Origin of the sequence: Undibacterium sp. Di26W, from assembly GCF_049340265.1 — a bacterium.
GTDB lineage: Bacteria > Pseudomonadota > Gammaproteobacteria > Burkholderiales > Burkholderiaceae_D > Undibacterium.
The window spans coordinates 162142-176347 of sequence record NZ_JBMPOR010000011.1; the positions used below are offsets into that span (position 1 = coordinate 162142).

Here is a 14206-nt window from a genome sequence, read left to right on the forward strand (position 1 = left end):
GCCACAATCAGCGCAGGCATCTGACCAATTCAAGGCATCAGACCGCAGCCCTGCTGGCAGCAGAAGCCAGATTATACGGGTCAGCCGCTGCGGCGGCATTCGGTCCCTGGTAGCCAGCGAAAGCGGCGTAGGGTGAAGCCAGCAAAGTCTGTTTGCGCATTTCCATATTCTTCTGGTTCCAGACAGCATTGTCAGCGCCCAGTTTTTCGTAGGCAGTCTCGTAGGCTTGTATCTGCACCGTCCATGCTGCCGAACCATAAGCTGCGGTAGGCAAGGCCACCGACAGTGGTGAATCAGGACGCGGGTCCGGGTTGAATACCAGGTCGGACGCCAGCAAGTTAGGGCCACCGCCTGGATTGCTTGCTTCCACAAAGGCAGAAGGATTCGTCGGATCGTACACGCGGTACGGTGCATGCGTAGTATTGATGGCGGCGGCCGGTGCCGCTGCTGGCGGCGTTGCTGCAGTTGCCTTGGCCGACGTGGATGCCGCATTGGTGGCAGCGGTGGCAGCGGTGACTGTGGTAGCTGCGGCTGTAGTGCTGGCCGCAGCGGTCGAGCTGGCAGCAACGCTGCTGACGGCATCACTGGTCGCTGATGCCGCCCGTGCCGGTGCCGGCGTAATCTTGTTTTGCAATTGCTGCTGCAAGGCCGCCAGCGTTGCCTGTATCTGGCCCGCCAGGTCAGAAGCCGTACCAGTACTCTCGCCAGACACTGCTTCTTTCAGCGCCGATACGACCGTGTCTTTGGTCTCTGGTTTAACCGCCGCCTGAAAAGCCGCCTTGAATTTGTCGGCACTGTTTTCTGCATCACTGATTTTGGATTTCCACTTGTTTTGCAGTTCCTGCACATCACCGAAAAACGCTTTTAAACTCATAAGATCATTCATATACCCCCCTTGGGATTCCAGTCTGAGCACAGCGGTTTCGCTGTTTTTATCTTCCAATTACCACGAGCTTAAAAATAACAAAGAAAACCGCCACAGGATGCGTATAAAAGAGGCAGATCTCACCCTCAATTCCTGCTTTTAAACAGGGCCGGCATGGGCTGCACCTTCATTTCTGTATGTTTGATGCACGTTTAATACACGTTTGATACGCAACAGGAATGAAAACAGGCGCTTAAATAGTGATTTAAACCCCGTGATGCATCAAAAATGTAATTTAAATAAATAAAATAGGACTTACACAAAATTGTCCCAGCAAGGAGCTGCAACGCTTTGGGGGTGGTTTTGCGTAAGTCCTATAAAAATACAAAGCATGTGGCTTGATCCATGCGACTAGGCCTGATACCATCAATTCATGAAAAGCGCATTGACATTGACATCCCCGTTGAGCATTACCACCACCATCACATCTACGGTGGGTTAGCGCTTTTTCATTTTTTCTGCAACCCGCCTACGAGGCGGGTTCATATTGATTGATGCCTGTCTCCTGGTTAAATTTTAAGGAGATTTACATGGCATCACATTCTGGCAATCAAGCTTATCAACATTCCACTAGCACTCCGCCACGACAGACAGGTTCTGCATCGTCCTTACAGCGTTACCCGGACGGTATGCATGTGGGTATAGTCGGGGCAACAGGCCTGGTGGGTGAATTCATGCTTAGCCTGCTTGAAGAACGCAATTTCCCGGTGAGCTCGCTGCGTTTGTTTGCGTCTGCGCGTTCTGCCGGAAAATTTCTGGCCTGGAAAGATACCCGGATCATCGTCGAAGATGCGGCGACGGCCGACTACTCCGGCCTGGATGTGGTCTTTTTCTCGGCTGGAGGAGAAACCGCATTGCGGCTGGCACCAGTGGTCGCTGCTGCAGGTGCCATCGTGATCGACAATTCGTCAGCATGGCGGATGGACCCTGCGGTGCCGTTGGTGGTTGCAGAAGTCAATCCCCACGATCTCGAAAAAATCCCCAAAGGCATCATCGCGAATCCAAACTGCACCACCATGGCGGCAATGCCTGTGCTGAAACCACTGCATGATTTGGCGTGCTTGCGGCGTTTGATCGTCAGCACTTATCAGGCCGTTTCGGGCGGAGGTGTGGCCGGGGTGGAGGAGTTGGCTAGCCAAATACAAAAAGCAAGTGATGACTGCACCAGGCTGGTCAATGATGGTGCTGGTATAGACTTCTCCGCGCCAAAGAAATGGCTGGTTCCGATTGCATTTAATGTCGTCCCCTACAACTATCAGCTTGTCGAAGATGGCTACACCGAAGAAGAGATCAAGCTCCGTAATGAAAGCCGCAAGATTCTTGGCATTCCAGAATTAAATGTATCTTGCACCTGTGTACGTGTGCCAGTATTCACCGGGCACTCACTTTCCATCAATGCTGAATTTGAGAAGAATATCTCTGCAGATTCGGCGCTTGAGTTATTGCACAGCGCTCCTGGTGTAGTCGTCACTGAAGTGCCCAATCCTTTGATGGCAACTGGGCGCGACCCTGTATTCGTGGGACGGATACGGCGCGATCCCACGGTAGAACATGGCCTCGCCCTGTTCGTCAGCGCAGACAACCTGCGCAAGGGCGCCGCTCTGAATGCTATCCAGATTGCAGAAATTCTCTACGAACAAGGTTTGCACAGTGTTCACAAAGCAAAGCACAAAGCAAAACACAAAACAAAAGTTAATTAGATCGCTGAAAGGCAGTTGAAAAACCAGGGACATTATTTTGGTGTAGGCTAACAGGCTTTTGCACAAGCTACACCATCGTGAACAAAGCTCTCGTCACCACTTACCTGAAACTCGTTTGTGTTGCCCTGTTCTGGGGCGGCACTTTCATTGCCGGGCGTCTGGTCGCCAAGGAGATTCCGCACATGATTGCAGCCTTCATCCGGTTTGCCGTGGCCAGCATCCTGTTGCTACTGCTGGCGTGGCGGCTGGAAGGTGGCTTGCCGAAACTGACGCGGCAACAGATGCATGCCACGTTTTCCCTGGGCGCTACCGGTATTTTTTTGTATAACCTGTGTTTTTTTGCCGCGCTGGAGCGCATGCCCGCTGGCCGCACGGCGCTGTTTGTAGCCCTGAACCCTATCGTCACCGCACTGGCACTGGCCACGCTGTTTGGGGAAAGGCTGAGCAAGATACGCTGGCTGGGTATCCTGATTGCCTTTGCCGGTGCGGCTGTGGTGATCACCCGTGGTGATTTGCTGGGGGCCGCACATGATTTGTCGCAATCCGTCGGCAAGGGTGAACTCTTCATGCTGACGGCGATTTGTGGCTGGGCAGCCTACACCATCATAGGCAGGCATGCGCTGAAAGGCCTGTCGCCGATTGCTGCCACCACCTATGCCTCACTTTGGGGCCTGTTGTTGCTGGGCATAGGTGCGGTGCTGGAAATACCACGCTTTGAGCCGTCTCACATGAGCCTGCAGGTTATCGCCGCGCTGGTGTATCTGGGTGCTTTTGGTACAGTCATCGGCTTCGTCTGGTATTACGAAGGCGTCAAAAGCATAGGGCCGGCCCGTACCGCTGTCTTCAATAATCTCGTGCCTGTATTCGGCATCAGTCTGGGGGCACTGATCCTGGGTGAGCCCATACTGACATCCATGATCATAGGCGGCCTGCTGGTCATCGCCGGGGTGACGCTGACTAACAAGACCTGAATTGCCAGGATTAAATCCTACCTTCCTGGCAAGAAAATAAAAAAAACCGGCCATTCGCAGACCGGTTTTTTAGAGAGGTAAATCCCTCACCCCGAAAAAACTTCTATCAGAATTTCTTCCACAGCTTGATGAAGTAAGACGCGCCACCCAGACCAAACTGTACGCTGTCATAGTAAAAACCATTGTCCGTTTCGTTCGGGTCCTGGCGTGTAGGTTTGACATTGAACACATTATTGCCACCGATAGTCAGCTTGGTGGTGTCATTGAAGGCATAGGTCAGGGACAGGTCAGCCGACGTTTTCGGTTCATAGTAAGCATTTGGAACACCGGCCGCCGTGCCCGAGAAGGTGCCCAGGGTTTGTGAACCGTAATGGATGACTTTGAACTCGCTTGCCCATGGGCCCTGGTCATAATTGAAGGCAAGTGTGGCTTTCATCCTTGGGCCGCCCTGTTCGATGAACAGACGTTCACGTTCGGATAACAAGACATCTTCATAGCCGCGCAGGGATGGTGGTGCCTGTACCTTGGTGACTTCTGTCTTGCTGTAATTCAAACCCAGATAAGTCGACAGCCTGCCACTACCCAGGCTGGTTTTATGCGATGCCGTCAGATCCAGGCCCTGGGTCTTGGTGTTGACGGAATTCACGAAAAACTGTGCCTGCCCCACACCCAGCGCCGACAGCGTGGTACCCAGTGCCGGGTAATTGTCTGCATCAAAACGGCCTGACAAGACAATGCGGTCCGCAATATCAATGCGGTACAGATCCGCCGTCATCGAGAAGGTACTGCTTGGTTTGTAGGTCAGGCCAAAGGTGTAGTTCTTGGAAGTTTCATCCTTGAGTTTCGGTATGCCAGCAGCATTGGCAATCGCACCACCATTCGGTGCCAGCACCACATCCATGGGCTTGCCGCTGATGAAGTCGGTGAAGGTGGAGGAGAAATACACCTGCTGCAAGGACGGTGCACGGAAACCGGTGCTCAAAGAACCGCGCATCAACACTGCATCGGATACCTTGTAGCTGGCCGCCAGTTTGCCCGTCAGGGTGGAACCGAAATCGCTGTAACGTTCACCCCGCATGGCAGTCTGCACTTTAAAGCGATTAGTCACATCGGTTTCCACATCAACATAGGCAGCGATGCTGTTTCTGTTCTTGTCGGTACGATCACTTGGCTGGAAGCCGGGGAAGCCCTGGCTACCGGCATTGCCACCAAACCCGACACCGTCGACATCATTGTAAGAGCCGGCTTCACCGGCAAAAATCTTGTAATTTTCACGGCGGTATTCCGCACCAAATGCGACGTTGACGCCATTCATGAAACCATCGAAGAAACGGCTGAAATCCAGGTTGGTGGTCGCTTGTGAAAATGAGAAGCCACCAGCATCAAAACGATTCGGGCTGATACCCTTGCCACCGGCCAGCAAATCCTTGTTGGCGATGGAAGCATTCAGGGTATTGCTGGTGGTGTACTTGAGTTCATTGAAGCCATAGGTCTGCGACAGGTCGGCGCGCCATTCGCCGATATCCCATTTATAGCCTATGGTGCCGTAGATATCATTGATGTCGCCATTGATGTAAGGCACAAAACCATTTGGATACATGGCAGCAGAGTTGCGGGAAGGGATATCGTCAGAACCTATGCCACCGCGGGCAAAGGCGGCGGAAGACGCCTTGCGCTGTTGCGTACCCAGGGTGAAGTACAGTTTGTCACTGCCGCCGTTAGGCACTTCACCGTTCAGGTAGACGGTAGGACCGGTCACCTTGGTATCGCCTATGGTACGCGGATTACCCGGATCGGCGCGGTTGGAACGACCACGGTCGGTATATTCAACCGTAATGCCCAACACCCCTTTTTCACCCAGGGCGATGCCGCAATACGCGGACGGCAGATAGTTTTTACCATCGCCGGCAGAATACTGGCTGTAACCAAAACTGGCTTCGCAGCCCAGGCTTTTCTTCAGGCTGATATCCATGACACCGGCAATCGCGTCGGAACCATATTGCGCAGCAGCACCGTCACGCAAGACCTGGACATTGCTGATCGCCATCACCGGGATGGCATTCAGGTCGGTGCCGGTATTGCCGCGATTGCGGGCACCAAACAGATTCACCAGCGCAACCGTATGCCGGCGCTTGCCATTCACCAGCACCAGCGTCTGGTCAGAACCCAGGCCACGCAGGGCAGCAGAATCCACCAGATCGGCACCGTCGGCACCGGTCTGGCGGGTGGAATTGAAGGAAGGGGAAATATTCGCCAGTGTCTGCGCCAGGTCAAATTGACCACCCTGCTCGGCCGATTTTGAAATGGAAATAAAATCGACAGGCAAAGGGGTTTCCGTGGCGCTGGAATTGACACGACGCGAACCGATGATGGTTGCCGTCTGCATGCCAGGCTCAGTCGCTGGGGTGGCTGCGGGTGCAGCGGTGGTTTGTGCTGCGGCCATGCCTGGTATAAATACGGCTGCGGCGCTTGCACCATACAGGGCAAGCAAAACTGCTTTTTTCATCTTAAGCACCTTAAGCATCTTACTCATAACGAACTTCTCCAAGAATTGTTAAAAACCTTTACTGGCATGCCCAGAAGTATGGTTGTCATGACAATGGAGTGTCAATCAAAGTGCTGATCAGTGTGGCATTTTTGCTTAAATGATATGTATCTATTGCGAAAAAGCTGCTAATGCGCTGAATTGCATTACCTTGTTGTAAGAATCTTTACGATCTTACAAGGCAGCGCAAGCAAGTCGATTTGATCTGTCAGGCCAGTTGTTTCAGATAATGCAAGCCGGCTATGGCGCGGCTGCCGTACCAGGACAGCATTTCGCCATCCACCAGTTGCACTGGCAGGCCTAACTGTTTTTCCAGCGCATCCACATGGGCGTCGGTAAAGCGATAGGGTTCGCTGGACAACAGCACGCCGTCAATTTCGCGCAGCATCTCATCATTCCAGCGAAAAACCGGGTAACGCGCGGTGCTGTGCGGTGGCGTCCAGGTTTGCCAGCCTATCAAAGCCAGCATGGCTGAGATATAGGTAACAGGGCCAACCGTCATCCACGGGTCTTGCCAGATGCAATACACCAGCCGGCGTCTGGCAGACTGTTCAGACCGGGCCGATAACACAGGCAGTGTCGCATACACCTCTTCAAAACGCTGACAAAGTTGCAATGCCTGGGCCTGGGCAGCAAAGATATTGCCCAGCAACTGATATAACGCCAGATTGTCACGCGGTGTCAGTGGATGGGTGACGACGATATGCGGCACGAATTCGGCCAGGGCATCCACCGTCGGCTTTTCGTTTTCATCGATATTGACGATCAGATGCGTGGGGGCCAGTTTGCGTATCTTGTCGATATTCACATCCTTGGTGCCGCCTATCTTGGGAATGGATGCCAACAATTCTTTAGGATGGATGCAAAAACCGGTGCGTCCGACCAGGCTGGATGACAAGCCCAGGTCACACAGCAATTCGGTAATCGATGGCACCAGGCTGACGATGCGTGGCGTCGTCGTACAGGGCGTATGGACGGTACCAATGGCATCCGCCAGCAAAGCAGGCAGTTGCACGCTGTCAGTCACCGGCTGCACGCGGCTTGCGGCGTGCTCTGGCAAAAACAGCGTCATACAGCCAGTTGGGCAAGATGCGCATCAGCTTGGCGACCACGCCCATTTGCCAGGGAATGATGCGGTAAGAATCAGCACGATCGATTGCGGCTACTGCTGCTCGCGAAAATGCCTGTACCGGCATCAGGAAAGGCATGGGATAGGGGTTGTCGCGTGTCATCGGGGTATCGATATAACCGGGTGCAATGGTGACCACACGTATGCCGCTGTCCCGCAACTCTACCCGCAAGGATTCACAATAGCTTATAACGGCAGCCTTGGATGCAGAGTAAGCACCCGCTCCGGGCAAGCCACGTATGCCGGCGACACTGCCTATGCCCACCAGGCGACAGTCGGTCTGCCTGGCGTAATTTTTCATGGCACCGATAAATGGGGAAAATGTTGCCACCGTCGCCATCAGGTTGGTTTGCAAGACACGGTCAAATACCTGGGTGTCTTCTGCATATTCACTGAGGGTGCCGACTGAGATGCCGGCATTGGCAATCACCACATTCACCTGCCCCACCGCCTGCATGAAATCTGTCGCGGCTTTCGCCAGGACGGCATGGTCCGTCACATCCACAGCATAAATATGGTGGCGGCCCGGGTCCGGCAAACTTTGACGTAATTCTTCCAGCGCTTCGCCGCGCCTGGCGACCAAAGCCAGGGTCGCCCCTTGCTGCGCATAGACAAGTGCCAGCGCAGCACCTATGCCGGATGAAGCGCCGGTAATAAAGACAGTTTTCATGGCGTCCAATGAAAAAATCCGCCAGCACGGCGGATTCTGTTATTTATTTTTTCTTGGCGGGGGCTTTTGCCGGGGCTGCTGCCGCTGTCGATGCTGCGGCTGCAGCAGCAGGGGCAGTTGACGCCGAAACAGCCGCCGCGGCTGGAGCATTTCTTTCTTTCTGGATTTTCGTAATCAGAAAATCCATCACCTGCAAGACCGAACGGTTTTGTTCTTCTTCCGTCACCCGTGGCATCCTGGTTACCGACATCACCGGCGAAGTGGTATAGCGACCATCAATCGCAATGAAGGGCACGCTATCTGCCTGATAAGCGTCCGCCAGTTGGGCCGCCCGGTTCAACTTGCTCTGGATGGAAAAAGAACTATAGATATCGGCAAATTTTTGCTTGTCGAGGCCGGATTTGCTCACAAACTCCATGACTTCGGCATCGCTTTGCAGGCGGTTGTGGTCAATGTGGAAGGCATTGAAAGCCTTCATATGGTATTCGTCCGCCTTACCCATGGCTTCCATGGTGAAATACAGTTTTTGCTGCGGAACCAGTCCATGGAAATTCACATGCACGCGTTTGAAGACAATATTGTCACCCTGTTTTTTCACCCATTCAGCCATCAGGGGTTCCAGCGCATTGCAGTGCGGGCAAAAGTAACCGAAAAATTCGATGACTTCAATTTTCTTGCCAGTTTCAGTCGGCTGTGGGCGCTTGAGCAACTGATATTCCACACTGGCTTGTGGCATGGTGGGGGAAGCGCCCGCAGTCGCCATCAGACTCATGCCGGCAAGCAGCAACACATAACGAAAAACTCGGTTCAACAATGACATCATATTTCCTTTACAGGTTTATCTCACAGTACGTACCACGGCAACATCGACACTATTCTCAGACAGGCGAGCGCGCATACGGTTCATTGTTTCTTGCTGAGCAAATGGTCCTATGCGCACGTGATACATGGTGCCGCTATCCGATGTTTTTTCTACTATGCGTGCCTCGAAACCGATCAAAGCCAGTTTGGCCCGGCTGTTTTCGGCTGCGGTCTGTTCCTTAAACGCACCAACCTGCAAAAAGTAAATATATTTTTCATCGCTGCCATCCGCTTTGGCTGCATCCGCTGCCTTGTCTGCCGCTTTTTCAGCCGCAGTTTTCACTTCTGGCTTGACGTCAGCGGGCTTGACTGGCGGTGGCACGGCGGCATCGGCAGGCTTGGCTGGTGCATTGGGGTCTTTGACAAGATCCTTGGCAGCTTCTTTCACTGCATCCTTGTTGCCATACAAAGGCTTGTTCGGATCTTGCAGTTGCGCCAGGGGCAGGTCCGCCTTGTCCGATTTGCCACCTTTGTTGGTGAATGGCGTAGATGACTTGGTAATCACCATGGCCACCCCGACAGCGATGGCCAGACCAATGACCAATCCGACGATGATGCCAGTCAGGGTATTGCCGCGCTGGCCATGCTTCAGTACTGAGGCGTTACGATATGCTTTCATGCGTCTCCGACGTGTTTGTTAGCTTGGGTTAGCTGGAAAATTACATCTTGTTCGGTGCTGAAACGCCGATCAGGGCCAGCCCGTTGCGCAATACCTGGCGTGTTGCCAGCATTAACGCCAACCTGGCCAGTTTGGTCGCTTCATCATCCACCAGAACCCGCTCAGCATTGTAATAGCTATGCAATTCAGCTGCCAGGTCGCGCAGGTAAAACGCAATTTGGTGCGGGCCAAGTTCATCCAGTGCTTTTTCCAGTGCTTCCGGATATTCTGCCAGCTTGGCCAGCAGGCTGGCTTCGCGCGGTGCTGTCAATGGTGACAAATCGACATTGGCGAGCGGCGCAAAAGCCGCTTCTTCTGTCGCATATTGCGCCAATACGGAGCAGATACGCGCATGCGCATACTGTACGTAATACACCGGGTTTTCATCCGAGCGTGCCAGGGCAACATCAACATCAAACACAAATTCGGTATCGGCCTTGCGCGAAATCAGGAAGAAACGCACGGCATCCCGGCCACGCTGCTCATCACCGCCACCCGACCATTCGATCAGGTCACGCACGGTGACATAAGAACCAGCCCGTTTGGAAATCTTGACTTCGGCACCGTCTTTCATGACGGTAACCATCTTGTGCAGGATGTAGTCAGGGTAGCCTTGCGGTATGCCGACATGCAAAGCCTGCAAGCCTCCACGCACGCGGGCGGTGGTGCCATGATGGTCACTGCCCATGATATTGATGGCCTTGCGGTAACCGCGCTCCCATTTGGTGACATGGTAAGCCACGTCCGGTACGAAGTAGGTATAAGTACCGTCCGACTTCTTCATGACGCGATCTTTATCGTCGCCATACTCGGTGGTGCGCAACCACAGGGCACCATCCAGTTCATAGGTCTTGCCAGCAGCCGTCAGGGCAGCCACTGTCGTCTCGACCTTGTTTTCTTTGTAGAGCGAAGTTTCAAGATAATAATTATCGAATTTGACGCCAAAGGCCAGCAAATCGGCATCCTGCTCACGACGCAGATAAGTTACGCTGAAATGGCGTATCGATTCAACATCTTCCACATCACCACTAGCCGTGACCGGCGCGCAGTCACCGGCAGAAACGGTCTGTTTCGCCAGGAAGTCTTTTGCGATATCGGCAATATAGTCACCGTTATAGGCCGACTCGGGCCAACCAGCATCACCGGGAGCAAAGCCCTTGGCGCGCGCTTGCACCGACAAGGCCAGATTGGCTATCTGTACACCTGCATCGTTATAGTAAAACTCGCGGCTGACGGCATAACCCTGGGCATCCAGCAGGGCAGCCAGAGCATCGCCCAATGCACCCTGGCGGCCATGCCCTACATGCAACGGGCCCGTAGGATTAGCAGAAACAAATTCCACCACCACTTTTTCACCGGCACCGCGCTGGCTTTTGCCAAAATCGGCTGCCTCCTGCAAGACAGTCTTGACGACTGCCTGTTTGGCCGACGTAGCAATGCGGACATTGATAAAGCCCGGACCAGCGATTTCCACACTGGCGACCAGAGGATGATGCTGCGCTTCTACTGCTGCAACAATCGCCTGTGCCAGTTCACGCGGGTTCTTGCGCAAGGGCTTGGCAATTTGCATGGCAATATTACAAGCAGCATCCCCGTGAGAAGGATCGCGTGGACGTTCCAGCAAGATAGTCGGATTAAGTTCAGAACCGACCAATAGAGGTTCAACCGCATTCTGGAATAGTTTCAGTAATTCTTGTTTTTGTTCGGCTAGCATGGCACGCAATTTTTATTGTATTTTGACAATAAATAAAATAAGGACAGGGGACATTATACTGTCTACCCCTGCCCCCTGTCCGAGATGCTACCGGCTAATCTTGCATCTTCTTGTTACGAATTACTACTATGCCGCCTGCTATCCGATTGCTTTTTAAACTGCGGCAGAGCTTGTAAAGATGGAATTGACGGACATTGCTTGTTTGTACAGGATCAGGACACGCAGCATTTTGCCCAGAAACAACCCGTTAAACAAACCAAACAAGGCAGTGCTGATGACAGCGAACGGCATATTCGTATGCAAAGCCGGATTCACATGCAAAGCCACATTGACGATGTATTTCATGACAAAGATAGCCATCATCATGATCAGCGGTGCCCAGCTACCACGGTAGAACACGGTGCCTTTGTCTGCCAGGATACGTACATTCTTGTCACTGACCAGACTCCAGGAGATCGCCGCACCAAGCAACATGGTAGCCAGCCATGCTGCCAGTACTACAGGATCGGCACCGAAACCGGACAAGATACCCTGGACCGACAAGGCCAGCATAACGATAGGGATGATGACGATAGTCCTGACTTTCAATTCCCTGTCCACGCTGGACTTGATGCCACGAAATGCCAGAAAACCCAGAATTGCCCATACGTAAATTGGTGTGTTGCTGATGATTTGGTTCAACATGATGATCTCCTTGAGTGCGGTAAGTATCGTTTCGGGTGTTTGTTTTGCTGCGATGGAAGAAGTATTGCAAAGCTGGTTCTTGCCGCGAAAGGGGGATTTTTGGTCGTGAGTGTGTGGACTCAGGCGTGTAGAATGCTAGGTTTTCTTCGTCTGGATACGCTATGTGGTTCAAGAATCTACAAGTTTTTCGTCTTACTGCTCCCTGGAAGATCACTGCCGAGGAGTTACATACCCAATTGTCACGCATCGCCTTTTCACAATGTGCATCGAATGAGATGCAAAGCCAGGGCTGGGCATCACCGCGCAATGACGATCAACTGGTTCATTGTGTTAATCAGCAATTCCTGATTTCGCTGGCAACAGAAAAAAAATTACTACCTTCCAGCGTGATTAACCAGGTGACCAAGGCGCGTGCGCTGGAAATCGAAGAAGAACAAGGCTTTGCGCCTGGCCGCAAGGCCATGAAAGACTTGAAAGAACGCATTACCGAAGAATTATTGCCGCGCGCCTTTGGCGTCAAACGCAATACCAATGTATGGATAGACCCGGTGAACCGCTGGCTGGTGATTGATGCCTCCAGCCCATCCAAGGCCGATGAAGTCATCAAACTCTTGCTGAAGTGCTGCGACAAGCTGCCTCTGGAAGGCTTGCGTACCAAAGCGTCACCACAAGCCGCCATGACAGGCTGGCTGGCCGGCAATGAAGCCCCCAAGGGTTTCACCATAGACCAGGATACCGAACTGAAGTCGTCCACCGAAGACAAGGCCACGGTACGCTATGTCAGGTACACACTGGAACCAGACGATATACAAAAACATATCAGTGCTGGCAAACAGTGCACCAAACTGGCATTGACCTGGGATGACAAGATCAGCTTCGTCCTGACCGATACCCTGACCATCAAGCGCATCAAACCGCTGGATGTACTGGATGAAAGCAAGGACAAGGGCAGCAACGAAGAAGAACGCTTTGATGCCGACTTTGTGCTGATGACGGCAGAACTGGCAAGCTTGCTTAGTGATGTGGTATTTGCACTGGATGGCGAGATGGACAGCGCACAGGCTGCGTGATGAGCTGACGCCTCTTATACTGGAAACCCCCGTTCAAGTAATTGGACGGGGGTTTTGTTTTGTACGCGACATTAATGGCGCATTTTAAGACCTCTCAACACAGAGACACGGAGTCATACTGAGAAAATGCACCACATACACTGTTGCGAGATTTGAATCACATGATTAGATGCTCAGTAAAGTGCAATGAAGAAGATTTCGGCATTCCTTCGGCCGAGTATTAACTATCGGATTTAAAAAAACACTACAATTAATTGCAGTTAATTTAACTTTTAACTTCAAGCATACTTAATATTTATAGCCGCTGTAAAACTATTGAATAGTAATAACGTGGAGAACAAAAATGGATTGGATATTACCCCTGATTGGCGGACTTGGCCTTGGAGCAGTTATTAAGTCTATTATCGATTTTTTTCTGAATAAAAATACGGCACGGCAAAAAATTCGATATACGGAAATGAGAGATGCTTATCTTGGTTTGCTGGATGCGTTGCACAAGGCTGCAATTGAACCTAGTGACAAAGCTTCAAAAGATTTTGCACTTTGGCATATAAGAGTTCAGTTATTTGGCTCTGAAAATGTTTCAAATGCAGTACAAGGCATGATTGATACAAACTCCAGTCCCAAAGATGAGCGAGATCAATTTTACAAAAAAATGATTTTAGAGATGACAAAGGATTTGCAGAGTAAATCTGCATGAATGAAATCTGAAATACAGAAAAATGCCGACGAAAAAAAAGACAAGCATCGCTTGTCTTTTTTCTTTATAACTGGCGGAGCGGACGGGGCTCGAACCCGCGACCCCCGGCGTGACAGGCCGGTATTCTAACCAACTGAACTACCACTCCGAAACTACTTAACCGTTGCTGCTGTTTATCTGTGGTGGGTGCTGAGAGGCTCGAACTCCCGACCTACGCCTTGTAAGGGCGCCGCTCTACCAACTGAGCTAAGCACCCATATTCTTGCCTAGTCAGATAAACATTAATGTGTGTCACCACATCAACAGAAGCAAAATTATACTGCATATTCTGGCTTCTTGTCTAGTCTTTTTCCTGGCTATTTCACTAAAATCTGCGAAACCACCTACAAAATCGACTATTCTCACTTAAAAGCAAAACCCCCAGTCACGTTAAGTAACTGGGGGTCTGCGGAATACAAGCCTGACAATAACCTACTTTCACACTGGTTGCAGCACTATCATTGGCGCGTAATCGTTTCACGGTCCTGTTCGGGATGGGAAGGGGTGGTACCGATTAGCTATGGTCATCAGGCATAACTT

Annotated in this window: 12 protein-coding genes, 2 tRNA genes and 1 rRNA gene; 4 read left to right on the plus strand and 11 right to left on the minus strand. The window is 51.9% G+C overall.

From position 1 onward, the window contains the following. Window positions 1–37: 37 nt before the first annotated feature. A complete protein-coding gene (locus ACO0LM_RS15135; protein ID WP_423038109.1) occupies window positions 38–886 on the minus strand; it encodes a hypothetical protein in 849 nt (282 codons plus the stop codon). A 668-nt stretch (window positions 887–1554) separates the two neighbouring features. On the opposite strand from ACO0LM_RS15135, the gene ACO0LM_RS15140 reads away from it, so the two are divergent. Beyond that, window positions 1555–2625 (plus strand): aspartate-semialdehyde dehydrogenase, encoded by a 1071-nt coding sequence (locus tag ACO0LM_RS15140; protein WP_423038124.1) that lies wholly within the window; start codon window positions 1555–1557, stop codon window positions 2623–2625. Window positions 2626–2702: 77 nt separating this feature from the next. Beyond that, window positions 2703–3596, plus strand: a complete 894-nt coding sequence (locus ACO0LM_RS15145) for a DMT family transporter (RefSeq protein WP_423038110.1) — start codon at window positions 2703–2705, stop codon at window positions 3594–3596. 106 nt (window positions 3597–3702) lie between these two features. Here the strand turns inward: ACO0LM_RS15145 and ACO0LM_RS15150 are convergent, their stop codons facing one another. The 7 genes from ACO0LM_RS15150 to ACO0LM_RS15180 all read right to left on the minus strand — a co-directional run bounded on the left by ACO0LM_RS15150 (window position 3703) and on the right by ACO0LM_RS15180 (window position 11980). After that, entirely contained in the window at window positions 3703–6102 is a 2400-nt protein-coding gene (locus ACO0LM_RS15150; RefSeq protein WP_423038111.1) for a TonB-dependent receptor plug domain-containing protein, read from the minus strand. 247 nt (window positions 6103–6349) lie between these two features. Then, window positions 6350–7213: a helical backbone metal receptor gene (locus ACO0LM_RS15155; RefSeq protein ID WP_423038112.1), complete on the minus strand. Its 864-nt coding sequence runs from the start codon at window positions 7211–7213 to the stop codon at window positions 6350–6352. Next, the gene (locus ACO0LM_RS15160; protein WP_423038113.1) at window positions 7161–7940 is read right to left on the minus strand and encodes an SDR family oxidoreductase; all 780 of its coding nucleotides are present in this window, start codon (window positions 7938–7940) and stop codon (window positions 7161–7163) included. Before ACO0LM_RS15160 ends, ACO0LM_RS15155 begins: the two co-directional genes overlap by 53 nt. A 43-nt stretch (window positions 7941–7983) precedes the next feature. Continuing rightward, on the minus strand, window positions 7984–8751 hold the full coding sequence (locus tag ACO0LM_RS15165; RefSeq protein WP_423038114.1) for a thiol:disulfide interchange protein DsbA/DsbL: 768 nt from the start codon (window positions 8749–8751) through the stop codon (window positions 7984–7986). Window positions 8752–8778: 27 nt separating this feature from the next. Further along, window positions 8779–9420, minus strand: coding sequence for an SPOR domain-containing protein (locus ACO0LM_RS15170; protein WP_423038115.1), 642 nt, complete (start codon window positions 9418–9420; stop codon window positions 8779–8781). Between the two features lie 40 nt (window positions 9421–9460). Next, window positions 9461–11173: an arginine--tRNA ligase gene (gene argS / locus ACO0LM_RS15175; RefSeq protein WP_423038116.1), complete on the minus strand. Its 1713-nt coding sequence runs from the start codon at window positions 11171–11173 to the stop codon at window positions 9461–9463. Between the two features lie 153 nt (window positions 11174–11326). Beyond that, window positions 11327–11980, minus strand: a complete 654-nt coding sequence (locus ACO0LM_RS15180; protein ID WP_423038125.1) for a DUF6622 family protein — start codon at window positions 11978–11980, stop codon at window positions 11327–11329. A gap of 38 nt (window positions 11981–12018) precedes the next feature. On the opposite strand from ACO0LM_RS15180, the gene ACO0LM_RS15185 reads away from it, so the two are divergent. Next, window positions 12019–12927, plus strand: a complete 909-nt coding sequence (locus ACO0LM_RS15185) for a recombination-associated protein RdgC (RefSeq protein ID WP_423038117.1) — start codon at window positions 12019–12021, stop codon at window positions 12925–12927. 343 nt (window positions 12928–13270) lie between these two features. Continuing rightward, window positions 13271–13627 (plus strand): hypothetical protein, encoded by a 357-nt coding sequence (locus ACO0LM_RS15190; protein ID WP_423038118.1) that lies wholly within the window; start codon window positions 13271–13273, stop codon window positions 13625–13627. Between the two features lie 71 nt (window positions 13628–13698). Here the strand turns inward: ACO0LM_RS15190 and ACO0LM_RS15195 are convergent. From ACO0LM_RS15195 to rrf, 3 genes are all read right to left on the minus strand, one after another. After that, a tRNA-Asp gene (locus ACO0LM_RS15195) sits at window positions 13699–13775 on the minus strand. Window positions 13776–13807: 32 nt separating this feature from the next. Further along, a tRNA-Val gene (locus ACO0LM_RS15200) sits at window positions 13808–13883 on the minus strand. 202 nt (window positions 13884–14085) lie between these two features. Further along, window positions 14086–14198: ribosomal RNA gene (gene rrf / locus ACO0LM_RS15205) — 5S ribosomal RNA — on the minus strand. Between the last annotated feature and the right edge of the window lie 8 nt (window positions 14199–14206).